Here is a 23,464-nt window from a genome sequence, read left to right on the forward strand (position 1 = left end):
ACCGTCACCGCGGGGGCGCCGCCCACACCCCGGTCGCCAGGAGGGAGTCGATGGCCGCCGCGTACGGGGCGATGTCCAGGCCCTGTTCCCTCAGCCACGTGTCGGAGTAGTACTTGTCGAGGTAGCGGTCGCCGGGGTCGCACAGGAGCGTGACGACGCTGCCCCGCCGCCCCTCCGCCACCATCTCGGCGATGATCTTGAGGGCGCTCCACAGGCCCGTTCCGGTGGAGCCGCCCGCCTTGCGGCCGATGGCCTGTTCCAGGGCCCGTACGGCGGCGACGCTGGCCGCGTCCGGAACCTTCATCATGCGGTCGATGGCGCCGGGGACGAAGCTGGGCTCCATCCGGGGGCGGCCGATGCCCTCGATACGGGAACCGCAGTCGCAGGTGACGTCCGGGTCGCCGGTGGTCCAGCCCTCGAAGAAACAGGAGTTCTCGGGGTCGGCGACACAGATGCGGGTGTCGTACTGCATGTAGTGGACGTAGCGCGCGATGGTCGCGGAGGTGCCGCCGGTGCCCGCGGTGGCGACGATCCAGGTGGGCTCGGGGAAGCGCTCCAACTCCAGCTGGCGGAAGACGGATTCGGCGATGTTGTTGTTGCCCCGCCAGTCCGTGGCCCGCTCGGCGTAGGTGAACTGGTCCATGTAGTGGCCGCCGGTCTCCACCGCGAGGCGGGCCGACTCCTCGTACATCTTCCGCGAGTCGTCCACGAAGTGGCAGCGACCGCCGTGGAACTCGATGAGGCGGATCTTCTCGGCACTGGTCGTGCGCGGCATGACGGCGATGAAGGGGACGCCGATCAGCTTGGCGAAGTACGCCTCGGAGACGGCGGTGGAGCCGCTGGACGCCTCGATGACGGGACGGCCCGGCCGGATCCAGCCGTTGCACAGGCCGTACAGGAAGAGGGAACGGGCCAGGCGGTGCTTGAGACTGCCCGTGGGGTGGGTCGACTCGTCCTTGAGATACAGGTCGATCCCCCATTCCTCGGGCAGGGGGAAGCGCAGCAGATGGGTGTCGGCGGAGCGGTTGGCGTCGGCCTGGACCCGCCGGACCGCCTCTTTGAGCCAGGTCCGATACTCGGGGTCGCTGTGGTCGACGTCGAGGGTCGCGCCAGGGCGAGTGGTCTGGGGGGTGCTCACGGCGTGCTCCTCACAGGGTGCGCCGACGGCGTGTCGCGGCGTCGGACGTCCCGATGATAAACACCTTCCGCACGCTTCTCACCTGCATAAACATGCCTTTGAGCAACTCAAAGACAGCCCTGTGGCAACAATGCGCGGGGCGCATGGGGGGCGCATGCCGCGCGTGCGCCGGAACCCCGCCCCCGACCAACCGTGCGCACTGGTGCTCGACGGCGGGGACGTGCAGACTTCACCGCACGGGCCTGGTCGATCCCTCCGAGGGGTGGCACGGGGGAACGCGCCCCTCGGGCACACTGGATCACGGTCCGGTACGGATCACGACACGGACGGCCGACACGACAGCGGACAGGCGAGAGCACACTAGGGGGCGGGGCACATGGCGGAGCCGGAGTTCACGGCCACGGGCGTGCGGATCGGGAAGCGGCTGCGGCAGCTCACCCGGGCGGGCCAGGTCAGGATCGAGGACGGCCGGCTCCAGTTGCTGACCAGTTACGGCAGCGAGATCGACAGCGCCCCGGTGCAGGCGGTGCGCGCCTCGAAGCCCTGGTTCGCCAACGAGGACCGGGCGTTGGCCGATGTCAACGGCACCCGCTACACGCTCACCCTGAACGAGCACGACCCCGCTCCGGGGAAGCCCGGCCCGCCCTCGGCGCGCCGGTTCATCGAGGCGGTGCGCAAGGCGGCGGGGCGCGGCGGCTGACGGACCGCGAGTTGCGGGACCCGACCCCCTGGGTCACGCTGGTCTCACGTAACTCTGGGTTTACCGGCGATAACGCTGCGAACCAGCCCGCCGGCCACGACAGCGGGCGGCGATCTGTACGCAGCCACCCCACGAGCAGACGGCAGCCCCCGGCGGCCGTCCACCAGGCGGCAGTCACAGGCCGCCCCACAGCAGGCGGCGTTTTTCGCCCAGCCACCTCGCTGGATCCGTACTCCGATCTTCCGGACTCACATCGGGGAGTCGCAGCCGTGATCAGCCAGCAAAGCAGGCACTGCACGGTGGAGCTCCAAGCCCTGCCGTCGCGGATCGGCCAGGTCCGCAGAATCGTATCTGCGCAATTGCGCTACTGGCATCTGGATCCGTTGATAGAGCGGGCCGCGCTCGGTGTGACCGAGTTGCTGTCCAACGTCCACCGGCACGCGGAGCCGGACAAGTCGTGCACCGTGGAGATGGAGTTGCTCCTCGGCCGGCTCACGGTCTCGGTGCAGGACAACGACCCCCGTCTCCCGATCGTCCAGGACGCGGAGCTGTTCGCCACCAGTGGGCGCGGGCTCGCGATGGTCGCCGCCGTGAGCGAGAGCTGGGGTGTCCGTCCCCACGGCCGGACGGGGAAGGTCGTGTGGTTCACGCTGCCGGCGGCGTCGGCGGCGGTGCCGAAGATCTCGCCGTACGACGTCGGGCAGCCCCAGCCGCAGTTGCAGCCGTGCGACACCGGGTTCCGGCCCACCGCGCGCGGGCGCAGGCCCGAACACGCTCCCGCCCGGTCGGCCGTCGCAGGCTGACCGGGCGGTGACCACCTTCGCGGTACGGCTGGTCATTGCGCCGGCGGTGACCCCGGCCGGGATCCCATCCCCCTGCCCGACCGTCCGAACTGCTCGTCCAGGACGGACAGTCGGCGCCAGTACTCGTCCTCGTCGATCTCACCGGAGGCGAAGCGGCGGCCGAGCATCGCGATCGGTGAGTCGCCGGTGTGACGGCTGTCGCCGTGCGGGGCGGAGCCGGCCGCCGACGGCCACCACGGGGCCCGGTGCCCGTGCCGCACGGTGCGGCGCAGGAGGGTGACGGCTCCGACGACGACCGCCGCCCAGATCACGGGGAAGAGCAGGAGCCAGGGGCCGGGGCCGTTCCCGTGCGCGAGGGTGTGCATCTCGAACTCATCTCCTTGGGACGCGCCTTGTGTCGATGAGTCGAGGTTCTCGCCGCGAGGGGGTGCGGGTCGGCGTACGGGCAGCGGCAGTGGGAGTACCTCCCGCGGAGTACGGGGCCCGTCAGGTCAGGGCTGCCAGCGGGTCGTCGAGTACGGGTTGCCAGGCCAGTTCGGCGGCGCCGACCAGGCTGTTGTGGTCGAGGGTGCAGGGCAGGATGGGGACCACTCCGCTCTGGCGGCCCCAGAGGCTGCGGTCGGCGACCACGCTGCGCAGCCGGTCGGGGTCGGTGTCCAGGAGCGTGCGGTGCAGGCCGCCGAGGATGATCCGGTCGGGGTTGAGGATGTTGACGAGGCCGGCGAGACCCAGGCCGAGCCGGTCGATGAGGGACTCGGTGGCGGTCCGGACGGCCGGGTCGGCGTACTCCGTGCGGATCAGGTCGTTGGCCTGCTGGAGCAGGGAGATGACGGGCCCGGGGTCCCGGCCGGCCGCGGTGAGGAAGGCCAGCGGGTCGGCCTCCACGTCGAGGCAGCCGCGGCTGCCGCAGTGGCACGGGCGGCCCTCGGGGTTGACGGTGAGATGGCCGACTTCGAGGGCGAGGCCGGAACTCCCGGTGTGCAGGCGGCCGTCGAGGACCAGCGCGCCGCCGACGCCCCGGTGCCCGGTGGCCACGCAGAGCAGGTCGCGGGCGCCCCGGCCGGCGCCGTGCCGGTGCTCGGCGAGCGCGGCGAGGTTCACGTCGTTGGCCGCGAAGGCCGGGCCCTGGATACCGGCCGCCCGTACCCGCTCCGAGAAGATCTCGCGGACCGGGGCACCCGCCGGCCAGGCCAGGTGAAGGGGGTTGAGGGCCAGACCCGCCGGTTCGGCCACGGCGGACGGCACGGCGAGTCCCGCGCCCACGCATCGCCGGCCCGTCTCGCGGAGCAGGTCGGCGCCCGCCTCGACGACCGACCCGAGCACCTTCGCCGGGTCCGCGTCGACGGTCTCGCAGCCGGGGGCGGTCGCCACGATCCGCCCGCCGAGCCCGACCAGCGCGGCCCGCCACCCGTCGGCGTGCACCTGGGCGGCGAGCGCGACGGGTCCCTCCTCGGCGACCTCCAGACGGTGCGAGGGGCGGCCCTGGGAACCGGCGGCCGCGCCGGGGTGCGCGTCGACCCGGATCAGCCCCAGCGCCTCCAGCTCGGCGGCCACGGCACCCGCCGTGGCCCGCGTGACGCCCAGCTCGGCGGTGAGCACGGCCCGCGTCGGCGCCCGCCCGGTGTGCACGAGTTCGAGCGCCGGACCGAGCGCGCCCCTCCCCCGGTCCAGCCGGGTGCGTGTCGTCGTCGCTGTCCCCTCGCCCGCCGCCTTGGGGGCCGCCTTGCCGTCCATGAGGGCGAGTCTCCCATGATCCGTACCGGCACGGGTGCCGCCGAGTCGGCCTCACCCGCCGGCGAAGCCGCTCACCCGCAGAGTGATGTTCAGCCGCCCGGCCAGGCCCAACGCCGGCGGCGCCGTCCCGGCGTACACCCGGGGCACGCCGTGGTACGCCTGCCGGGACGGCCCGCCGAACACGAAGAGATCGCCGCTGCGCAGCTCCACGTCCGTGTACGGCCGGGCGCGCGAGCGCGGGTTGCCGAAGCGGAAGACGCAGGTGTCGCCGAGGCTCAGCGACACCACCGGCGCGTCCGACTTCTCGTCGCTGTCGCGGTGCATGCCCATGCGGGCGTCGCCGTCGTAGAAGTTGATCAGGGCGATGTCGTACGGGTCGGTCGGCACGCGGGGGTCCGCCGCCGGGCCGGCTGCCGTGCCGGGGACCGTCGCGGGGCCGGGGTCCTTGTCCGGGGTGGTCCCGGCGGCGTCGGCGACCGCGCGTCGGGCCAGGGCGTCCAGCCAGGCCGGGAACGGCTTCACGGGGGCGCCGTCTCCGTCGACCACCGTGCGGGCGTAGCCGTACGGGTACCAGTGGTGGCCGAGGCAGACCTGGCGGGCGGTCATCGTGCCACCGCCCGGGGTGTGGACCGTGCGGAGCCCGGCGGGCGGGCGGGCCCAGTCGCGGCAGGCCGCGAGGAGCCGCCGCTGCCGCTCCATGTCCAGCCAGTCGGGGACGTGGACCGCGCCCGGCGCGATCTCCGTACGGCCGCGGGGGAACAGCTCGGCGTCCATGGCTCCATCATCACGCACCCCGTGGGGACCCGGCCTGAGCTGCGGCTCGGTTAGCCTGGGCACACGATGAGCGACCGTATGACCGCGCCCTGGGGCGAGTACGCCCTGGCCCGCCACCCCGAGGACCCCCGTGACCGGCTGCGCGCCTGGGACGCGTCCGACGCGTATCTGCTGCGCCACCTCGCGGCGAGCGGGACACCGCTGGACGGGACGGTCGTGGTGGTCGGTGACCGCTGGGGCGCACTGACCACGGCGCTCGCCGGGCACCGGCCGACCCAGATCACCGACTCCTTCCTGAGCCGGGAGGCCACCCGGTCGAACCTGGCGCGCAACGGCGCCGACCCGGACACCGTGCGCCTGCTCACCACCCAGGACCCGCCTCCGGAGCGGGTCGACGTGCTCCTCGTCCGGGTCCCCAAGAGCCTCGCCCTCCTGGAGGACCAGCTGCACCGGCTGGCGCCGGCCGTGCACGAGGGGACGGTCGTCGTCGGCACCGGGATGGTGAAGGAGATCCACACCTCGACGCTGAAGCTGTTCGAGCGGATCCTCGGGCCGACCCGGACCTCGCTCGCCGAGCAGAAGGCACGGCTGATCCTCTGCACGCCGGACGCCGGGGTCGTGCGGGCCCGTGAGGCCGACCCGTGGCCGTACACCTATCAACTTCCGGACGACATCGGGCCGTTGGCCGGGCGTACCGTCGTCAATCACGCGGGGGTGTTCTGCGCCGACCGGCTCGACATCGGCACCCGGTTCTTCCTCCGGCACCTGCCGCCGGGCCGCGGGGGCGGGCGCGTGGTGGACCTGGGGTGCGGCAACGGCGTGGTCGGTACGGCGGTCGCGCTGGACGACCCGGACGCCGAGGTGGTGTTCGTGGACGAGTCGTACCAGGCGGTGGCCTCGGCGGAGGCGACGTACCGGGCGAACGCCGACGGCAGGGCCGAGTTCCGGGTCGGGGACGGGATGGCGGGGTTCGCGCCGGGCAGCGTCGATCTCGTCCTCAACAACCCGCCGTTCCACTCCCACCAGGCGACGACCGACGCCACGGCCTGGCGGATGTTCACCGGGGCGCGGCGGGCGCTGCGGCCGGGGGGTGAGCTGTGGGTGGTCGGCAATCGCCATCTGGGGTATCACGTGAAGCTGCGGCGGATCTTCGGCAACAGCCGACTCGTCGCCGGGGACGCGAAGTTCGTGGTGCTGCAGGCGGTCAAGCGGGGTTCCTGACGGCGGGGGTGCCTGACCGTGGCGTTCGGCGGCAGGTCACGGTGCGACCCCGCGCAGGGCCCTCGGGGAGGCGCCCAGCTCGCGGCGGCACGCCTTGTTGAAGGCCTGGAGGTCGGGGATGCCCACGGAGGCGGCGACGGCGGGGATGGAGAGGGTCGTGGCGCGCAGCAGGTGGTGGGCGCGTTCGAGTCTGCGGCGGCGGATGTAGCCGACGACCGTGCTGCCCGTCTCCACCCGGAACAGCCGGGTCAGATGGTTGTGGGACACACCGGCCGCCTGGGCCACGTCCGGGATGGACAGCGGGGCCGCGAGGTGGGCCTCGATGTGGGCGATGGCCGTGATGACCGCCGGGTGCGGGCCCGGGTCCGCCGCCGCGGGCGGCGTGAGGTGGGCGACCCGCCACAGGGTCGTCCAGATCTCGGCTCTGGTGCGCTCGGGCTCGCTCGGGGCGGCGGCCACCGCCTGGAGCAACAGGTCGGTCAGGGCGGGGAGTTCGGGGCCGGCGTCCTGGACGACGGGGACCGTGCGGAGCGCGCCGGTCGGGGCGATGCGCAGGTGGGCGTAGAGGTGCTCCGAGCGCCCCCGGTAGCGGTAGCGGACCGTGGTGCCGGGCGGGACGAGGCTGACCCGGCCGGGGCGGATGGTGTGGACGGAGCCGTCGACGGTCAACTCGGCCTCGTACTGGTAGAGGTGGAGCTGCCAGAGCTCCGGGAGCCGGAAGACGTCCGTCCGCCCGGCCACCCCGTGCACGCCGACTCCGATGCCCGCGACGACGGGCGGCTCACCGAGGTGGATCTCCGTCTCCCGCATGACGGAAAAGTACCAGTGACGGCCGTCACACTCCCCGCCCGGGTGACTCCGTTAGCAGGACCTTTACCCGGCAGCCCTCGGGCGCCCTTCTTCCGCCGAGGACGGCCTCAGGTCGTCCGGGACGCCCCGGCGCACCGGATGGCGCCCGTCGCCTGGCGCCGACCCTCATGTCGACGGGGTGGCCAGGACGCCGATCAGCCGGGCCACCGTCTCCGTCATCGCCGTACGGCCCGCCGCGAGGTAGGTGCGGGGGTCCACGGCCTCGGGGCGGGTGGTCAGGAAGTCGCGGATCGCGCCGGTCAGGGCGATGTTGAGGGCGGTCCCGATGTTGACCTTGGCGATACCGCCGGCGACGGCCGCCCGGAGTTCGTCGTCGGGGACGCCGGAGGAGCCGTGCAGGACGAGAGGGACGTCGAGGGCTCCGGAGAGCCGCTTGAGGAGGGTGTGGTCGAGGGTGGCGGTCCGGGTGGTCATGGCGTGCGCGCTGCCGATGGCCACGGCGAGGGCGTCCACCCCGGAATCGGCCACGAAGGCTCGGGCCTCGTCGGGGTCGGTACGGGAGCCGGGGGCGTGCGCGTCCAGCGGCGGCAGTCCGTTCTTGCCGCCGACCTGCCCCAACTCGGCCTCGATCCACAGCCCCCGGGCGTGCGCCCAGTCGACGGCGGCCCGGGTGGCGGCGAGGTTCTCGGCGTACGGCAGGCGGGACGCGTCGTACATCACCGAGCCGAAGCCGGCGTCGGGTGCCCGGCGCAGCAGGTCGTCGCTCTGGATGTGGTCGAGGTGGAGCGCGACGGGCACGGTCGCCCGCTCGGCCGCGGCGGTGGCGGCGCGGGCCAGCGGGAGCAGATCCCCGTCGTGGAACTTGACGGCGTTCTCGCTGACTTGGAGGACGACGGGCGCGTCGACGGACTCGGCGCCCGCGACGACGGCCTCCGCGTGCTCCAGGGTGATGATGTTGAACGCGGCCACGGCGGTGTGCGCGGCGGCGGCCCCCGTGATCAGCTCACCGGTCGTCGTGAGGGGCACAACTCCTCCTGAGGGGCTGGACGGTCGAGGATCCGCACGCGGTACGGGGTCGTCGCCCGGGGCGCGGGTGCCGCGCGGCGGGCCTTCGCCGCACGATCCGCACGCGCCGCGCGGGCCGGGCTTGTCACGGTGTCGGGTCGAGGATCACCGAGCGGGTGAGGTGGCGGGGGCGGTCCGGGTCGAGGCCGCGGGCCGTGGCCACGGCGACGGCGAGACGGTGGGCGCGGACGAGTTCGGCGAGGGGGTCGAGCCGGCCGGCCACCCAGGTCCCGCCGGTCCGGCGGACCTGCTCGGCCAGCCCCTCGGGTGCCTCCCCGAACATCCACGTCGCGGTACCCCGTGTGGTGACGCTGATGGGGCCGTGCCGGTACTCCATCGCCGGATATCCCTCGCTCCACGCCAGCGCGGCCTCCCGCATCTTGAGCGCGGCCTCGTGCGCGAGGCCCACGGTCCAGCCGCGGCCGAGGAAGGTGAACTGGGCGCTGTCGGCGACCCCTTCGGGCAGCGGGGCCTCCAGCGCGGTGCGGGCGTCGGCCACGGCCCCGTCGACGGAGAGGCCCACGTGGGCGCGGAGCAAGGTGAGCGCCGTGGTGGCGAAGCGGGTCTGGACGACGGACTTCTCGTCGGCGAAGTCCAGCACGACGAGGTCGTCGGCGGTCGTCGTCACCGGTGTGTCCGGGTCGGCCGTGATCGCGGTGGTGCGGGTACGGCCCCGGAGCGCGCCCAGCAGGTCGAGCACCTCGGTGGTGGTGCCGGACCGGGTGAGGGCGACGACCCGGTCGTAGGCGCGGCCGTGGGGGAACTCGGAGGCCGCGAAGGCGTCTGTCTCGCCCTGCCCCGCGCGTTCACGCAGTGCGGCGGCGGCCTGGGCCATGAAGTACGACGTGCCGCAGCCGACGAGCGCCACCCGCTCCCCCGCCGCGGGCAGGGCACCGGCGTGCGACACCGCCTCGGCGGCGGCACGGGACCAGCACTCGGGCTGGCTGTTCAGTTCGTCCTCGACGTGGGTCATGCGGTCACCCTCCCCAGCAGACGACAGCTCCATGCTCGTATGTGCAAGATAGAGCCTCTTTTCGAACATCTTCAAGCATGCGGACGGTGCCGTCTGCGCTAGGGTCGTCCGAAGATCACGTCCGGACGGAGAGGTGGGGTGCCCCATGTCCCGCGACGCCCGCTGGCAGGTGCTGCTCGAACTGCTCGTGGAGCGGGGGCGGCTCGACGTCGAGGAGGTCGCGGCCGAGCTGGCGGTGTCGGCGGCGACCATCCGGCGCGACTTCGACCAGCTGGCCGAGCAGCAGATGCTCGTCCGGACACGGGGCGGGGCGGTCGTGCACGGGGTGTCGTACGAGCTGCCGCTGCGCTACAAGACGGCCCGACGGGCCACCGAGAAGCAGCGCGTCGCGAAGGCGGTGGCGGACCTCGTCGCGCCCGGTGAGGCGGTGGGCCTGACGGGCGGCACGACCACCACGGAGGTCGCGCGGGCGCTGGCCGTACGGGGCGATCTGGCGTCCGGGGCGCCCGCGCTGACCGTGGTCACCAACGCGCTGAACATCGCGAGTGAGCTCGCCGTGCGGCCCCAGTTCAAGATCGTGGTGACGGGCGGGGTGGCCCGCGCCCAGTCGTACGAGCTGGTCGGGCCGCTCGCGGACGGGGTGCTCGGGCAGATCACCCTGGATGTGGCGGTGCTCGGCGTGGTCGCGTTCGACGTCGTGCACGGCGCGGCGGCGCACGACGAGGCGGAGGCCGCGGTCAACCGGCTGTTGTGCGAGCGCGCGGAGCGGGTCGTCGTCGCGGCCGACTCCAGCAAGCTGGGGCGGCGGGCGTTCGCGTGGATCCGCGCGGCCGACTCGGTGGACACCCTGGTCACGGACGCGGCGGCCGAGCCGGACACCGTACGGCGGTTCGAGGAGGCGGGGGTACGGGTCGTGGTGGTCTGAGGCCGGCCTCGGACGCGCCGGTCAGTCCCGTAGCCACGGGGCGAGCAGGCCGCCGCGTTTCAGGGTGGTGAGGACCAGGGAGACGTCCACGGACTCCACGTCGCGCAGCCAGGGGGAACGGGTGACGAAGTGGTGGAGGGCGGCCTCGTCGGGGAACGCGGTCAGCAGGAGGAACTGGCGCTCCCCCGTGACGAAGCTGGCGTAGCGGACGTGCGCGGACTCCGCGAGGGCGGTGCTGACGGCCTCGGCCCGTGACGGCGGGGTCCGTACCCAGAGGACCGCCTCCACCGGCAGTCCGAGCACGGCCGGTTCGAGCACGGCGCGGATCCGGACCCGGCCCGCCCGCCGCAGGGCGCTCAGCCGGCGTCGCGCGGTCGCTTCCGACACTCCCGCGAAACGCGCGAGTTCGTCGTGGGTACGGCGGCCGTCCTCGGCCAGGGCGTGCAGCAACAGCCGGTCGGCGCGGGCGAGTTCGGGTGGTGGTTCGCCCGGCGGCAGCGGGTCGACGGCCGACGGGGTCGCGGGGGCTCCGTCGCGGAGTGCCGCGATCTCGGCGGTGGAGAGCAGGCCGGCGTGCCACTCGCGGATGGTGCGGACATGGCGCAGGACAGGGAGGGTGAAGGTCTCCTCCATGCCCGGCAGGCCGGGGAGTTCGTCCATCACGAGGCCCCCGAGGCGGTCGCGGGGGCAGAGCACCTCCGCGACGCAGGTCGGGGTGCCCGTCAGGACGTGGGCGAAGACACAGTCGGGCCGGCGGGCCAGGGCCGTCGCGGCGAGGCGCTCCCTGCCGGGTGCGCAGCGCACCCCGACGACGGTGCTGCGGCCGCGTACCGCCATGGCGCCGATCCGTACCAGGCCGGACTCCAGGAGGCGCGTTCCCCTGCGGACAACGGTGCGTTCGGGCTCGCCGAGGGCCGCCGCGACGCGGTGCCAGGAGGCCCTGCCGTCGATCTGGAGGGCGCTGATGATGCGGCGGTCCAGCGAATCCGTCACGGGGCCGGTCGGCGGTGAGTCCATCGGACCCACACTATGGCCGATTCCGTCATTACCGCTGGAGTTGTTGTTCCCTTCCGTCACCATGGCCCAGCCTGCCGTGAAGCGGAAGCGCAGGGACCGCATGGCCCGCCGTCGCACGACGCCCCTCCCCGGGGCGTACGGATGTCCCTTGCTCCCGTGACTCCCCTGCATACGGAGGTGGTTGACGTGACCGCGACTCCAGGAAGTCCCCCTCGCTCCCCGGCCGCCGGACCCGCCGACTCTGTGCCCACCGGGCGGCCCGAAGCTCGGCGGAGGCGGCAGGCCCTGCTCGGGCCGGGCCTGGTGCTGGCGGCCGCGAGCGTCGGCGCGGGGGACATGGTGACGTCGCTCGCGGGCGCCGCCGGGTACGGGATGGGCCTGATGTGGGCGATCGTCATCGGTGTCGTCCTCAAGTACGCGCTCACCGAGGCGGTGGGCCGGCTGTACATGGCGACCGGGCGGACCGTGATCAGGAGCATGCGGGAGGCCGCCCGCTGGCTGCCGTGGGCGTTCATCGCGTTCGTCCTGGTCATCGGGCTGCTGTACGGGGCGGCGCTCGGTTCGGTGGCGTCGCTCGCGCTGACCACGCTGTTCCCGGCGCTGCCTCTGCGGCCGGTGGCCGTGGTCATCGCGCTGGTGTCGGCGGCGATCGTGTACGTCGGGCGGTACACCCTGTTCGAGCGGGTGATGAGTTTCTTCATGCTCGCCAAGTTTCTCGGCATGGCCGTCCTCGCGGTGGCCACGCTCGCCCGCGCGGACGATCTGCCGGGGCTGCTCGGCACCCTCCGTCCGAGGCTGCCGGAGGGGGACATACTGACGGTGCTCGCCCTGATCGGCGGGGTGGGCGGCACGGCGGGGATCGCGTCGTACGGCTACTGGGTGCGCGAGAAGGGCTGGACGGACCGGAGCGGACTGCGTCTCATGCGGGCCGATTCGGCGTTGAGTTACACGGTCACGTTCCTGTTCGTGCTGTGCACGACGGTGGTGGGCACGGGCCTGCTGTACGGCACCGGTGGAAGCATCACCGGCGGGGAGGGCCTGGCGGCGCTCGCGGACCCGCTCGGCGCCGACCTGGGCTCGGCGGCGCGGCTGCTGTTCCTGGGGACGTTCTTCCTGGTGACCCTGAGCGCGCTCGTGGGCGGCTTCAACGGCCTGAGCCATCTGCTCACCGACGCGCTGCGGACCCTGCGGGGTGTGCCGGACGCCGAGGCGGAACGGCACGGCGCGCGGCACAGCCGCCGCCCCTTCCGCCTCTTCGTCCTCTACTGCGCCGTCACCGCGGTCGTCGTCACCTTCCTGGGGCGGCCGGTGCCGCTGGTGCTCACCTACGCCGCCGTCGGCTCGCTGATCCTGCCGCTGCTGTCCGGCGCGCTGCTGGTCCTGCTCAACCGCCGGGGTGTGGACCCGGCCTACCGCAACGGAATCACCTCGAACGTGCTGCTGGGCGGCTCCTTCGTCCTCTTCGGCCTGCTCGCCGTCGTCCAGCTCAAGGACTCCCTGGGAGGGGCGTGAACCACCTCGTGAACCACTTTGTCGACCACCCCGCGCAGCGTTCGGTGAGCCCGCCGGAGGGCGGGGCATCCGGCCCCGTCGCCGAACCCGGACTCGGCACGGATCCCGGACGGGGCGCGGATCGCGCGCTCGCCGCGGGGCCGGCGTACACCGGCGGCCTCGCGGACGACGTGCCGCCCGCCGACGACCTGTGCTTCCGGACGGCCTACGAGCTGACGGTGGCGCTCGCGCGTCGCGAGGTGTCCGCGCGGGAGGTGATGACCGCCCATCTGGAGCGGATCGAGCGGGTCAACCCGACGGTGAACGCCATCGTCACCCTGGACGCCGACCGGGCGCTGGAGCGTGCGGCCGAGGCGGACGAGCGGCTCGCGACGGGGCAGCCGGTCGGTCCGCTGCACGGGCTGCCCGTGGCCCACAAGGACCTGCACGACACGGCGGGCCTGCGGACGACCTACGGCTCGCCGATCTTCGCCGACCATGTGCCCGACCGGGACCACCTGGTCGTCCAACGGCTGCGGCGGGCCGGCGCGCTCACCCTCGGCAAGACCAACGTCCCCGAGCTGGGCCTCGGTTCGCACACCGTGAACCCCGTCTTCGGGGCGACCCGCAACCCGTACGACCTGTCGCGCAGCGCGGGCGGCAGCAGCGGCGGCGCGGGGGCGGCGCTCGCCTGCGGGATGCAGCCCATCGCCGACGGCAGTGACACCGGCGGTTCGCTGCGCAACCCCGCCTCCTTCAACAACGTGGTCGGGCTCCGCCCGTCGCCCGGCCGGGTGCCGTCCTGGCCGGACCGGGCGCCGTGGGGTCAGCTGTCGGTGAAGGGGCCGATGGCCCGGACGGTGGCGGACGTCGCCCTGACCATGTCGGTGCTGGCCGGCCCCGATCCGCGCGACCCCCGCTCCCTGGACACGCCAGGCTCCACCTTCGCCTGGCAACTGGGCGGTGACATCGCGGGGTTGCGGGTGGGCTGGTCGCCCGACCTCGGCGGGGCGGTGCCCGTCGACCCGGAGGTACGGGACGCGCTGGCCCCGGCGGTCGAGGTGTTCACGGCGCTGGGCTGCGAGGTCGAGGAGGCCTGCCCGGATCTGTCCGGCGCGGACGAGGTGTTCCTCGCCCAGCGCGCCTGGCAGGTGGAGCTCGCCTACGGGGCACTGCTCGACGGGCACCGGGACCGGCTGGCCCCGGACGTGGTGTGGAACATCGAGGAGGGCCGTGCGCTCTCCGGGCCGGACCTGGGGCGGGCGCAGGCGCTGCACGGCGCGCTCTTCCACAGGGTCCGCGTGTTCTTCGAGACGTACGACCTGCTGGTGCTGCCGGTGAGCCAGGTCGCGCCGTTCGACATCGATCTGGCGTACCCGACGGTCGTCGACGGCACCCCGATGGAGACCTATCTGGACTGGATGCGCTCGGCGTACCTGATCTCCGTCACGGGCTGCCCGGCGCTGTCCGTCCCCGCGGGTTTCACCCCGCGGGGACTGCCGGTGGGGTTGCAGATGGTGGGCCCGCACCGGCAGGACTGGTCGGTCCTCAGGGCCGGGCACGCCTTCGAACGGGCGACGCGGGCCGGCGAGCGGCGGCCTCCCGTGCTGGCGGAACTCGGCGTCCCGGCGTGAGCTCGGTGTCCGGCCATGAGCCGAACGCCGGTCGCAGCACTAGCCGGGCTGGTGCGCGAGGAGGCCGTACAGGAGGGGGATGCGGGGTTCGGGCAGACGCCACCAGCCGGACGGGGTGCGGGTCATCCGGGGCCAGCGGGGCCACGGCAGTTCGTCGCTCTCCCGCAGGCGCCGGATGACGAGGCCGGCGCCGATGAGGGCGTTGACCACCTCGTCCAGGCCGTGCGTCCACTCGTAGCTGTCGGTGGCGCCCTCCACGGCGGGGCCGTCGGTGTAGGTGTACGTCGCGTCGCGGTGTACGGCGCTCCCGCCGTTCAGGTAGTCGTGGCGCAGGAGGAGTTCGGGGCCGGAGTCGGGGGCGGGTTTCGGGCCGAGGGAGTTGAGCAGGGGGTGGAACTCGGCGATGTACGATCTCCCGCCGGGCCGCAGGAGCCGGGTCACGACGTCGGCCCAGCGGTCCAGGTCCGGCAGGTAGCACAGGGCGCCCTTGCCCGTGTACACCACGTCGAACGTCCGCTCCCCCAGGGCCTCGACCGCGTCGTACACGTTCGCCCGGACGAAGGTGACGTCGAGGCCCGCCTTCCGGGCGATGCCGGTGGCGGCGGCCACCGACGCCTCGGAGAAGTCGAGGCCGGTGGCGTGCGCCCCGCGCTGCGCGAAGGCGAGGGTCTCGGTGCCGAGATGGCACTGGAGGTGCAGCACGTCCCGGCCGTGCAGTTCGCCGAGGTCCTCCCACTCCCAGGGGGCGAACCAGCGGGCGGGGTCGAGGTTCTCGTCGAGGGCGTAGAAGCGGCTGGCGAGATGGACGGGGGTCCGGGCGTCCCAGTTGGCCTCGTTGGCCCGCATCATGTGCTCATGGGCGTCGGTCATGACGCCATCCAAGCAAAGCCGGGGCCCCGCGAGGGGCCTCTCGGGGTGTATGTCCGGCCGGGCTCGCAGTCGGGACGGCCGGGCGAGGCGCCCCGCCCCCTTCCGCTCAGTGCCCGTGCCCGGTGGACGTGTCGTGGGTTCCGTCCGCGTCGTTCGGCTCGTCCGGGGCGGCCGGTGCCGTCGGGCCTCCGGCGCGGACGGTGAACGCGGCGGTGCGGACCGTCCCCTCGTGCTGGAAGTCGAGGAAGAGGCGGTACGCGCCGGCGCTGGGCGCGGTGGCCGTGAAGGAGATGCCGGGGCCGGGTTCGGTCTCGCCGTCGCCGGGCGCGCCGTTCGGGTGGACGTGCAGGTAGGCGAGGTCACCGGAGCGCAGGGCGACCAGGTGGCCGTAGGCGCCGAGGTAGGGCTGGAGGTCGGTGACGGGGCGGCCGTCCCGGGTGACGGTCAGCTTCAGCTCGCCGGCGGCGCCGGGGCGGAGCCTGCCGTCCAGTTCGACCTCGTAGCCGTCGACCTCGGCGGTGGTGTCCGGCTTGGGGAGCCGCCGCGGGTCGTAGGCGCCCGAGGCGGCGAGGTCGGCGCCGAGGGTGAGGTTCCGGGCGCCCTTCGCCGCGGGGGTGAAGTCGGCGAAGACGCGGTAGCCGCCCGCCCTGGGCAGGTCGACGGGGGTGCTCCAGGTGCCGTCGGCCGCGCGGGTGGGGTGGAGGTGCCGGTAGGTGACCAGGTCGCGTGAGGCGACGATGAGGTGCAGTTCCTTGTCGTGTTCGCGCTGGTACGCGGTGACGGCGTGGCCGTCGTCGTCACGGATGACGAGGCGCAGGTCGGCGCGCTTTCCCGCGGTGACGGCCGTGGTGCGCAGGTCGAGGGTGTAGCCGTCCTCGGAGATCTGCAGGCCGCCGGCCGGCGGCGTCTCGTGCCGCCCGGTGTGGCCGCCACCCTCGTCGGGCCCCGGTGAGGTCCGGCTGTGGCTGTCGTGGCGCGGGGACGGGCTGTCCGCGACGACGGGTTCGACACCCTTGCCCACCCCGTAGGCGGTGCCGAAGGTCGCGGCCAGCGCCGCGGCGAACGCGGTGATCCTCAGTCCGGTGTTCACGGCCGTCTCCTCGTAGGTCGGAAGGGTCCCATCGGAGGGTCCCGATGCAGCTCACAATACCCCCCTGGGGTATCGAGTCAAGCGCTCGGCGGAACTTGCGCTGTATACCCCTCAGGGGTATACAGACTGTATCCGGAAGATACCCCCGGCCCGTATCCGGGGTCGCTGTTCGCGGGCCCCGTAACCGAGGCCGCCCGAGCGACACGCCCACGACGTACGAGGAGCAGCAGCCATGACCACCACCGCGCCCGACGCCACCACCGAGGTCGAACTCCTGATCGGCGACATGACCTGCGCCTCCTGCGCGGCACGCGTCGAGAGGAAGCTGAACCGCATGGACGGCGTCACCGCGACGGTCAACTACGCCACCGAGAGGGCGAAGGTCAGCCACTCCGTTGACGTCTCCGTGGGCGACCTGATCGCCACGGTCGAGGCGACGGGTTACACGGCGCGGGAGCCCGAGCCCCCACAGCCCGAGGGGGACGGTGGGCGGGAACCGGTCGACGACGAACTGCGGCCGCTCAGGCAGCGGTTGGTGACCGCCGTGGCGCTGGCCGTCCCCGTGATCGCGATGGCCATGGTCCCCGCGCTGCAGTTCGAGTACTGGCAGTGGCTGTCGCTGACGCTGGCGGCGCCCGTGGTGACCTACGCGGGGTGGCCCTTCCACAAGGCGGCCTGGACGAACGCCCGGCACGGCGCCGCCACCATGGACACCCTCATCTCGATCGGCACCCTGGCCGCCTTCGGCTGGTCGCTGTGGGCCCTGTTCCTCGGGACGGCGGGCACGCCGGGCATGACCCACCCCTTCGAGCTGACCATCGCCCGGGGCGACGGCTCCGGGAGCATCTATCTGGAGGCCGCGGCCGGCGTGACCTCGTTCATCCTGGCCGGACGGTACTTCGAGGCCCGCTCCAAGCGGAAGGCGGGCGCGGCACTGCGTGCCCTGCTGGAGCTGGGTGCGAAGAACGTCACCCTCCTGCGCCCCGACGGCAGCGAAGTGACCGTGCCCGCCACCGATCTGCGGGTCGGCGACCGCTTCCTCGTGCGCCCCGGCGAGAAGATCGCCACGGACGGCACGGTGGTCGAGGGCTCCTCCGCGGTGGACGCGTCCATGCTCACCGGTGAGTCCGTGCCGGTGGAGGTCTCGCCCGGCGACCCGGTCACCGGGGCCACCGTGAACGCGGGCGGCCGTCTCGTCGTCGAGGCCACCCGGATCGGCGCCGACACCCAGCTGTCCCGGATGGCCAGGCTGGTCGAGGACGCACAGAACGGGAAGGCCGCGGCCCAGCGGCTCGCCGACCGGATCTCCGCCGGGTTCGTCCCCGTGGTGATCGCCCTGGCCCTCGGCACCCTCGGTTTCTGGCTCGGCAACGGCGCGTCGCTCACGGCCGCGTTCACCGCCGCCGTCGCCGTACTGATCATCGCCTGCCCCTGCGCGCTGGGGCTGGCCACACCGACCGCGCTGCTGGTCGGCACCGGGCGCGGCGCCCAGCTGGGCATCCTGATCAAGGGCCCCGAGGTGCTGGAGTCCACGCGCCGGGTCGACACGGTCGTCCTCGACAAGACGGGCACCGTCACCACGGGCCGGATGACACTGCTGTCCGTGCACACCGCCGACGGCACCGACGAGGCCGACGTCCTGCGGCTGGCGGGCGCCCTGGAGCACGCCTCCGAACACCCGATCGCCCGCGCGGTCGCCGACGGCGCACTGGAGAAGCTCGGTTCGCTGCCCGCCCCGGAGGACTTCGCGAACGTACCAGGCCTCGGCGTCCGGGGAGTCGTCGACGGCCACGCCGTCCTCGTCGGCCGGGAGCGGCTGCTGGCCGAGTGGGCGCTGGAGCTGCCGGAGGGCCTCCGGCGGGCCGGGACCGAGGCCGAGGCGGCGGGCCGTACGGCCGTCGCGGTCGCCTGGGACGGCGAGGTACGGGCGGTGCTGGCGGTCGCCGACGCGGTGAAGGAGACCAGCGCGGACGCGATCGCCGGGCTGCGCGCGCTCGGCCTCACCCCGATCCTGCTCACCGGCGACAACAGGGCGGTGGCCGAGTCGGTCGCCCGTCAGGTCGGTATCCCGCCCGAGGACGTGATCGCCGAGGTCCTGCCCGAGGACAAGGTCGACGTCGTCAAGCGGCTCCAGGCCGAGGGCCGTTCGGTCGCGATGGTCGGCGACGGCGTCAACGACGCGGCCGCGCTCGCCCGAGCCGATCTGGGGCTGGCCATGGGCACCGGCACGGACGCGGCGATCGAGGCCGGCGACCTCACCCTCGTCCGGGGCGATCTGCGCGCCGCGGTCGACGCCATTCGCCTCGCCCGGCGGACGCTCGGCACCATCCGGTCCAACTTGTTCTGGGCGTTCGCGTACAACGTGGCCGCGCTGCCGCTCGCCGCGGCCGGCCTGCTCAACCCGATGATCGCGGGAGCCGCCATGGCGTTCTCCTCGGTGTTCGTCGTCGGTAATTCCCTGCGCCTGCGCACATTTGACCCGACGTATTCCAGCCATGCGGACCGCCCTGCGGACTGAACCGGAAAGGGGCGGTCCGCGTCGCGGCCGACGCGGCGCGACGCGGCCGCCCCTCGCCGAAACCCGCGCCGATCGCCGCCCCCGATCCACCCCACCCCGATATCCCGGCGAAATCGGCGAACACCTTCCGGACAACTCCCCAGGCGCAGCGGGAGGGGCACGCGATCACTCCCGATGGACCGGACCGGCGAACGTCTTTGACGACGTTGCGGCCTTTCACCGGCCCGGACCGCGATCCCTCCATTCCCGCGCGTTATCACCGCGTTGTCGACTCACACCCGTCGCTCGCGGCACGGGATATCCCTCAGGAAAGCGAAAAGCAATTCACCACCGAAAGGGGCACTCCCGAAACACAGGGCGTGGGGCCACGTCGGCCCGAGGCACGGCAGCCGATTCCGGTGACGCACAGCGACCACGGCCGTGCCGGCTCGAACTCCCGTACCGAACACGCCACATCCCCCGCGATCCCAGGACGGCACTTCTCTTCCCACGTCGACGGGGCTTAGCGTCCCGGCATGAAGATTCTCCTCATCGGCGCCACCGGAACGCTCGGCACGGCCGTGCACAAGACGCTGACCAGCCGCGGCCACGACGTCCTCACCGTGGGACGCGGCGGCGGTGATCTGCGCTGCGACCTCACCGACCCCGCGCGGATCACCGACCTGTACGAGCGGGCCGGCCGGCTGGACGCGGTGGTCAGCGCCGCCGGTGACGTGCCGTTCAAGCCGGTCACCGAACTGACGCCCGACGATCACCTCGCCGCCTTCCGGGGCAAGGTGCTCAGCCAGATCGAGTTGGTCCGGCAGGGCATACCGCGCGTCGCCGAGCGCGGCTCCTTCACCCTCATCACCGGCGTACTGGCCCGCGAACCCATTCCCACCGGCGCCGCGGCCTCCATGGCGAACGGCGCGGTGGAGGCGTTCGTCCGCGCCGCCGCCATCGAGATCGCCCCGCAGCGCATCAACGCGATCAGCCCGACGGTGTTCACCGAGTCCCTCGCCGACTACGGCGACTACTTCCCCGGCATGCCCCCGGTCGACCTCGCCGACGTCGCACAGGCGTACGTCCGCTCCGTGGAGGGCGCCCAGACGGGGCAGGTCTACGCCCTGTAGCCCCGGCGGGAGGCGCACTCCCGGAGGTCGAGGGTGCGCCGCGCCCGGCGTCGCGGACCGGAAGGGAACAGGCTTGCCCAGCCACCCGGACCGACCTAGCCTGACTTTGTGCCGCAAATAAACAAAACCCGTTCGCACAGCGCCGTGCCGGGTCACGACCTCACCCGGCTCCGCGTCGCCATCACCGCCTTCTTCGCCCTGGACGGATTCGTCTTCGCCGGATGGGTCGTGCGGATCCCCTCGGTGAAGGAGCAGACAGGCGCGTCACCGGGTGCGCTGGGCCTGGCCCTGCTGGGCGTGTCCGCCGGCGCGGTGGTCACGATGATGCTGACGGGGCGGCTGTGCCGCCGCTTCGGCAGCCACCCCGTGACGGTCGTCTGCGCGGTCCTGCTGTCGCTCAGCGTGTCGCTGCCGCCACTGACCCATTCGGCCCTCGCGCTGGGCGCCGTCCTGCTGGTCTTCGGCGCGGCCTTCGGCGGCATCAACGTCGCCTTCAACAGCGCCGCCGTCGACCTGGTGGCCGCCCTGCGGCGCCCCGTCATGTCGAGCTTCCACGCCGCCTTCAGTCTCGGCGGGATGATCGGGGCGGGCCTCGGCGGCCTGGTCGCGGGGTCGCTGTCCGCCACCCGCCATCTGCTCGGGATCACCGTGATCGGTCTGCTGGTCACCGCCGTCGCGGGACGCACCCTGCTGCACCACGCGCCCCCCGCGCCCCCGGGGCCCCCGGGGCCCCCGGAACACCTGCCCGCCACCGCGGACGGCGCACCGGCCGGCCCGAAGGGGCCTCGTGACCGCGCGGGCGGCGACGGCCGTTCGGACGGTGGCGACCGCTCGGGCACCCGTGGCCTGGTGGTCACCTTCGGCCTGATCGCCCTGTGCACGGCGTACGGCGAGGGAGCGCTGGCCGACTGGGGCGTTCTGCATCTGGAGGAGGACCTGAACGCCTCCCCCGGCGTCGCGGCCCTCGGCTACTCCTGCTTCGCGCTCGCCATGACCGTCGGCCGGCTGACCGGGACGACCCTGCTGGAACACCTGGGCAGGACCCGTGTACTCGTGGTCGGCGGCACCACCGCCACGGCCGGCATGCTGCTCGGTTCGCTCGCCCCCTCGGTGTGGGCGACCCTGCTCGGCTTCGCGGTCACCGGCCTCGGGCTCGCCAACATCTTCCCCGTCGCCATCGAGCGCGCCGGCGCTCTCGCCGGCCCCGGCGGGGTGGCCACCGCCTCCACGCTCGGTTACCTCGGCATGCTGCTCGGCCCGCCCACGATCGGCTTCCTGGCCGAATGGCACTCCCTTCCCGCCGCGCTCACCAGTGTCGCCGCACTCGCCGCGTTCGCCTCCGCCATCGCGTTCGCCACACGGCACGCGGCGCCGAAATGACCACGCACCGTTGCCATTTGACGCCTGGCGGTGCAAGTCGAAACTGCCGACAAGATGAGGCAACCATTCAGTCGTTCGATTCGTATAACTCCCTGGAGGCACAGCGACCCGGCCCAACAGAGTGCGGCCGGAGCGTCACCATCCGTTTTTCCGGATGGTCCCGAACCAAGGAGAAACGATGCGACTGTTCGTACTCAACTACGCTCGCACCACTGAGCAGTTGGAGTTCAGCGCTCCGTACACCTACGACTCCGGGCTGCAGTTGAACGTGCTCCCCGACGGGCGGATCGCCGCCCACGACCTGGCTCTGATGCGGGAATTGGGGGCCACCACGTCCACGGCGGGCTCGAAGACCCACTTCGACGACTGAACGCGGATATACGACAGATGACGGTGCTGATCCTGACGTCCGAACAGGATGTGACGGCAGACCTGGTGGTGGCCCGGCTGAACCGGACCGGCGTACCGGTGGTCCGCCTCGACCCCGCCGACCTGCCCGGCGGGGTCGCGCTCTCCGGTGAGTACGTCCACGGCGCCTTCCGCGGGCATCTGTCCGCCGGGGGGCGCCTGGTCGGCATGAGTGGGCTGCGGTCCATCTGGCTGCGCAGGCCGGGGACTCCCGCCAGCCGGGTGGCCGAGCCGTCCGGCTGGCTCACCGAGGAGTCCTCACAGGCCCTGTACGGCATGCTGCGCGCCACGGGCGCCCGTTGGATGAACGACCCGGACGCGGCCCGGCGCGCCCGCCACAAGCCGTGGCAGCTGCGGCAGGCCCAGGAGGTCGGGCTGCCCGTGCCGGCCACGCTCATCACCACGTTCCCGCAGGCCGCCCGGGACTTCGCCGAGCGCTTCCCGGACCTGGTGGTGAAGCCGGTCTCCGGCACCCACCCGCAGGAACCGCCCAGGACGGTCCCCACCAGCCGTGTCGCGCCCGGCACGGACTTCGCCGCGGTCGCCTTCGGTCCCACGCTGCTGCAACGCCGGATCGCCAAGACCGCCGACATCCGCCTCACCGCCGTCGGCGACCGCATACTGGCCGCCCGCAAGCCGGTCCACCCGGACGCCCACCCCGACGAGGTCGACGTCCGCTACGCCGTCTCCGACGCGCCCTGGCAGCCGGTCGACGTCCCGGCGCGCACGGCCACCGCCGTCCGCGACTACCTCCATGACGCGGGACTCACCTACGGGGCCTTCGACTTCGCTGAGGACGCCGACGGGATCTGGTGGTTCCTGGAGTGCAATCAGTCGGGCCAGTTCGGCTTCGTGGAGATGGACACGGACCAGCCGATCGCCCAGACCGTCGCCGACTGGCTGACCCACCGGGAACCGGAGCGGCGGACCCGACGGGACGACCGGCTCCGGGCAACACCCTGACGGCACGGGGACAGGGGGCGGCAGCCAGGCCGCTGTCGTTCGGCGGCCTGGACCGCACTCCATCCGGCAGACTCTCGCCATGGACACTGCCGAGCACATGAGAACCCTGGACGAGGAGGGCCGTCTGCTGGCGGCGGCCGCGCGTGAGGCCGGTACCGACGCCGAGGTCCCGACCTGCCCGGGCTGGCGGGTCCGGGACCTGCTGCGGCACACCGGAACCGTGCACCGCTGGGCGACGGGTTTCGTCGCCGACGGGCACCCCGTGCCGCGCGCACCGGGGGCGGAGCCCGAGCTGGACGGTGAGCCGCTGGTGGCCTGGTACGAGCAGGGGCACCGCCGGCTGGTCGACACCCTGGGCACCGCACCGGCCGACGTCGCGTGCTGGAGCTTCCTGCCCGCGCCGTCCCCGCTGGCCTTCTGGGCCCGCCGCCAGGCGCACGAGACGACCGTGCACCGCGCCGACGCGCAGTCCGCGCTCGGCGGCACACCCACCGGGCCCGCGGCGGCCCTCGCCGTCGACGGCATCGACGAACTGTTGCTCGCCTTCCACGCCCGTCCGAGGAGCCGGGTACGCACCGACAGGCCCCGCGTCCTGCGGGTGCGGGCGACGGACACGGAGGCCGTCTGGACCGTGCGCCTGAGCCCGGAGCCACCCGTCACCACCCGCACAGCCGCCCTCGCCGGCCCGCAGGTGGACGTGGACTGCGAGATCGCCGGCCCCGCGTCACAGCTCTACCTCTCCCTCTGGAACCGCGTGCCGTTCCCGTCCGTCACGGGCGACCCGTCGCTCGCCGCACTGTGGCGTGACAACTCCGGCATCGTCATGGGCTGATCGTGG

22 protein-coding genes are annotated in these 23,464 nt (G+C 73.2%); 12 read left to right on the forward strand and 10 right to left on the reverse strand.

The features are described 5' to 3' along the window. Positions 1-4: 4 nt before the first annotated feature. Positions 5-1,138, reverse strand: a complete 1,134-nt coding sequence (locus tag SMA5143A_RS32185) for a PLP-dependent cysteine synthase family protein (RefSeq protein ID WP_107466378.1) — start codon at positions 1,136-1,138, stop codon at positions 5-7. A gap of 376 nt (positions 1,139-1,514) precedes the next feature. Here SMA5143A_RS32185 and SMA5143A_RS32190 point away from each other — a divergent pair, with 376 nt between their 5' ends. Together SMA5143A_RS32190 and SMA5143A_RS32195 are read left to right on the forward strand one after the other, a co-directional pair. Next, entirely contained in the window at positions 1,515-1,838 is a 324-nt protein-coding gene (locus tag SMA5143A_RS32190) for a hypothetical protein (protein WP_055517608.1), read from the forward strand. Positions 1,839-2,107: 269 nt separating this feature from the next. Next, positions 2,108-2,641, forward strand: a complete 534-nt coding sequence (locus SMA5143A_RS32195) for an ATP-binding protein (protein WP_107466379.1) — start codon at positions 2,108-2,110, stop codon at positions 2,639-2,641. A gap of 32 nt (positions 2,642-2,673) precedes the next feature. Here SMA5143A_RS32195 and SMA5143A_RS32200 read toward each other — a convergent pair whose 3' ends face one another. The 3 genes from SMA5143A_RS32200 to SMA5143A_RS32210 form a co-directional block, all read right to left on the reverse strand. After that, entirely contained in the window at positions 2,674-3,006 is a 333-nt protein-coding gene (locus SMA5143A_RS32200; protein ID WP_107466380.1) for an SHOCT domain-containing protein, read from the reverse strand. A gap of 121 nt (positions 3,007-3,127) precedes the next feature. Then, positions 3,128-4,375, reverse strand: coding sequence for an ROK family protein (locus SMA5143A_RS32205; protein WP_107466381.1), 1,248 nt, complete (start codon positions 4,373-4,375; stop codon positions 3,128-3,130). A 51-nt stretch (positions 4,376-4,426) separates the two neighbouring features. After that, positions 4,427-5,149, reverse strand: a complete 723-nt coding sequence (locus SMA5143A_RS32210) for an alpha-ketoglutarate-dependent dioxygenase AlkB family protein (RefSeq protein ID WP_107466382.1) — start codon at positions 5,147-5,149, stop codon at positions 4,427-4,429. Positions 5,150-5,215: 66 nt separating this feature from the next. Between SMA5143A_RS32210 and SMA5143A_RS32215 the strand changes: the two genes are divergently transcribed. Further along, positions 5,216-6,370: a methyltransferase gene (locus tag SMA5143A_RS32215; protein ID WP_181362103.1), complete on the forward strand. Its 1,155-nt coding sequence runs from the start codon at positions 5,216-5,218 to the stop codon at positions 6,368-6,370. A 36-nt stretch (positions 6,371-6,406) separates the two neighbouring features. Here the strand turns inward: SMA5143A_RS32215 and SMA5143A_RS32220 are convergent, their stop codons facing one another. The 3 genes from SMA5143A_RS32220 to SMA5143A_RS32230 all read right to left on the reverse strand — a co-directional run bounded on the left by SMA5143A_RS32220 (position 6,407) and on the right by SMA5143A_RS32230 (position 9,218). Then, positions 6,407-7,180 carry an AraC family transcriptional regulator gene (locus tag SMA5143A_RS32220; RefSeq protein WP_107466384.1) on the reverse strand — a complete coding sequence of 258 codons (774 nt, stop codon included), beginning with the start codon at positions 7,178-7,180 and terminating at the stop codon, positions 6,407-6,409. A gap of 165 nt (positions 7,181-7,345) precedes the next feature. Further along, on the reverse strand, positions 7,346-8,206 hold the full coding sequence (locus SMA5143A_RS32225; protein ID WP_107466385.1) for a class II fructose-bisphosphate aldolase: 861 nt from the start codon (positions 8,204-8,206) through the stop codon (positions 7,346-7,348). A gap of 124 nt (positions 8,207-8,330) precedes the next feature. After that, the gene (locus SMA5143A_RS32230; RefSeq protein WP_107466386.1) at positions 8,331-9,218 is read right to left on the reverse strand and encodes an SIS domain-containing protein; all 888 of its coding nucleotides are present in this window, start codon (positions 9,216-9,218) and stop codon (positions 8,331-8,333) included. Between the two features lie 145 nt (positions 9,219-9,363). Here SMA5143A_RS32230 and SMA5143A_RS32235 point away from each other — a divergent pair, with 145 nt between their 5' ends. After that, positions 9,364-10,143 (forward strand): DeoR/GlpR family DNA-binding transcription regulator, encoded by a 780-nt coding sequence (locus SMA5143A_RS32235; RefSeq protein WP_107466387.1) that lies wholly within the window; start codon positions 9,364-9,366, stop codon positions 10,141-10,143. A 21-nt stretch (positions 10,144-10,164) separates the two neighbouring features. On the opposite strand, the gene SMA5143A_RS32240 is transcribed toward SMA5143A_RS32235, so the two are convergent. After that, positions 10,165-11,160, reverse strand: coding sequence for an Lrp/AsnC family transcriptional regulator (locus SMA5143A_RS32240; RefSeq protein ID WP_107466388.1), 996 nt, complete (start codon positions 11,158-11,160; stop codon positions 10,165-10,167). Positions 11,161-11,346: 186 nt separating this feature from the next. Here SMA5143A_RS32240 and SMA5143A_RS32245 point away from each other — a divergent pair, with 186 nt between their 5' ends. Both SMA5143A_RS32245 and SMA5143A_RS32250 read left to right on the forward strand, forming a co-directional pair. After that, entirely contained in the window at positions 11,347-12,672 is a 1,326-nt protein-coding gene (locus SMA5143A_RS32245; protein ID WP_258193860.1) for an Nramp family divalent metal transporter, read from the forward strand. After that, complete coding sequence (locus SMA5143A_RS32250; protein WP_375136572.1) at positions 12,669-14,285, forward strand: amidase; 1,617 nt, start codon at positions 12,669-12,671, stop codon at positions 14,283-14,285. The genes SMA5143A_RS32245 and SMA5143A_RS32250 overlap by 4 nt, the downstream gene beginning before the upstream one ends. A 39-nt stretch (positions 14,286-14,324) precedes the next feature. Here the strand turns inward: SMA5143A_RS32250 and SMA5143A_RS32255 are convergent, their stop codons facing one another. Both SMA5143A_RS32255 and SMA5143A_RS32260 read right to left on the reverse strand, forming a co-directional pair. Further along, on the reverse strand, positions 14,325-15,155 hold the full coding sequence (locus SMA5143A_RS32255) for a class I SAM-dependent methyltransferase (protein WP_107466390.1): 831 nt from the start codon (positions 15,153-15,155) through the stop codon (positions 14,325-14,327). A 106-nt stretch (positions 15,156-15,261) separates the two neighbouring features. Further along, entirely contained in the window at positions 15,262-16,245 is a 984-nt protein-coding gene (locus tag SMA5143A_RS32260; RefSeq protein WP_107466391.1) for a hypothetical protein, read from the reverse strand. A 232-nt stretch (positions 16,246-16,477) separates the two neighbouring features. On the opposite strand from SMA5143A_RS32260, the gene SMA5143A_RS32265 reads away from it, so the two are divergent. From SMA5143A_RS32265 to SMA5143A_RS32290, 6 genes are all read left to right on the forward strand, one after another. Next, positions 16,478-18,763: a heavy metal translocating P-type ATPase gene (locus tag SMA5143A_RS32265; RefSeq protein ID WP_107466392.1), complete on the forward strand. Its 2,286-nt coding sequence runs from the start codon at positions 16,478-16,480 to the stop codon at positions 18,761-18,763. A gap of 515 nt (positions 18,764-19,278) precedes the next feature. Beyond that, on the forward strand, positions 19,279-19,875 hold the full coding sequence (locus SMA5143A_RS32270; protein WP_107466393.1) for a short chain dehydrogenase: 597 nt from the start codon (positions 19,279-19,281) through the stop codon (positions 19,873-19,875). A 144-nt stretch (positions 19,876-20,019) separates the two neighbouring features. Beyond that, positions 20,020-21,255: an MFS transporter gene (locus SMA5143A_RS32275; RefSeq protein ID WP_107466394.1), complete on the forward strand. Its 1,236-nt coding sequence runs from the start codon at positions 20,020-20,022 to the stop codon at positions 21,253-21,255. Positions 21,256-21,433: 178 nt separating this feature from the next. Continuing rightward, the gene (gene tgmA, locus SMA5143A_RS32280) at positions 21,434-21,625 is read left to right on the forward strand and encodes a putative ATP-grasp-modified RiPP (protein WP_055517641.1); all 192 of its coding nucleotides are present in this window, start codon (positions 21,434-21,436) and stop codon (positions 21,623-21,625) included. Between the two features lie 17 nt (positions 21,626-21,642). After that, positions 21,643-22,626: an ATP-grasp ribosomal peptide maturase gene (gene tgmB, locus SMA5143A_RS32285; RefSeq protein WP_107466395.1), complete on the forward strand. Its 984-nt coding sequence runs from the start codon at positions 21,643-21,645 to the stop codon at positions 22,624-22,626. Between the two features lie 79 nt (positions 22,627-22,705). After that, positions 22,706-23,458, forward strand: coding sequence for a maleylpyruvate isomerase family mycothiol-dependent enzyme (locus SMA5143A_RS32290; protein ID WP_107466396.1), 753 nt, complete (start codon positions 22,706-22,708; stop codon positions 23,456-23,458). Positions 23,459-23,464: the final 6 nt, after the last annotated feature.

The sequence above is a fragment of the Streptomyces sp. MA5143a genome (assembly GCF_900290235.1).
Taxonomy (GTDB): domain Bacteria; phylum Actinomycetota; class Actinomycetes; order Streptomycetales; family Streptomycetaceae; genus Streptomyces.

Coding starts and splice junctions, on each gene's coding strand:
- SMA5143A_RS32190 (WP_055517608.1), top strand. CDS start 1,515: ATGGCGGAGCCGGAGTTCACGGCCACGGGCGTGCGGATCGGGAAGCGG.
- SMA5143A_RS32200 (WP_107466380.1), bottom strand. CDS start 3,006: ATGCACACCCTCGCGCACGGGAACGGCCCCGGCCCCTGGCTCCTGCTC.
- SMA5143A_RS32205 (WP_107466381.1), bottom strand. CDS start 4,375: ATGGACGGCAAGGCGGCCCCCAAGGCGGCGGGCGAGGGGACAGCGACG.
- SMA5143A_RS32210 (WP_107466382.1), bottom strand. CDS start 5,149: ATGGACGCCGAGCTGTTCCCCCGCGGCCGTACGGAGATCGCGCCGGGC.
- SMA5143A_RS32215 (WP_181362103.1), top strand. CDS start 5,216: ATGAGCGACCGTATGACCGCGCCCTGGGGCGAGTACGCCCTGGCCCGC.
- SMA5143A_RS32220 (WP_107466384.1), bottom strand. CDS start 7,180: ATGCGGGAGACGGAGATCCACCTCGGTGAGCCGCCCGTCGTCGCGGGC.
- SMA5143A_RS32230 (WP_107466386.1), bottom strand. CDS start 9,218: ATGACCCACGTCGAGGACGAACTGAACAGCCAGCCCGAGTGCTGGTCC.
- SMA5143A_RS32235 (WP_107466387.1), top strand. CDS start 9,364: ATGTCCCGCGACGCCCGCTGGCAGGTGCTGCTCGAACTGCTCGTGGAG.
- SMA5143A_RS32240 (WP_107466388.1), bottom strand. CDS start 11,160: ATGGACTCACCGCCGACCGGCCCCGTGACGGATTCGCTGGACCGCCGC.
- SMA5143A_RS32255 (WP_107466390.1), bottom strand. CDS start 15,155: ATGACCGACGCCCATGAGCACATGATGCGGGCCAACGAGGCCAACTGG.
- SMA5143A_RS32265 (WP_107466392.1), top strand. CDS start 16,478: ATGACCACCACCGCGCCCGACGCCACCACCGAGGTCGAACTCCTGATC.
- SMA5143A_RS32270 (WP_107466393.1), top strand. CDS start 19,279: ATGAAGATTCTCCTCATCGGCGCCACCGGAACGCTCGGCACGGCCGTG.
- tgmA (WP_055517641.1), top strand. CDS start 21,434: ATGCGACTGTTCGTACTCAACTACGCTCGCACCACTGAGCAGTTGGAG.
- tgmB (WP_107466395.1), top strand. CDS start 21,643: ATGACGGTGCTGATCCTGACGTCCGAACAGGATGTGACGGCAGACCTG.
- SMA5143A_RS32290 (WP_107466396.1), top strand. CDS start 22,706: ATGGACACTGCCGAGCACATGAGAACCCTGGACGAGGAGGGCCGTCTG.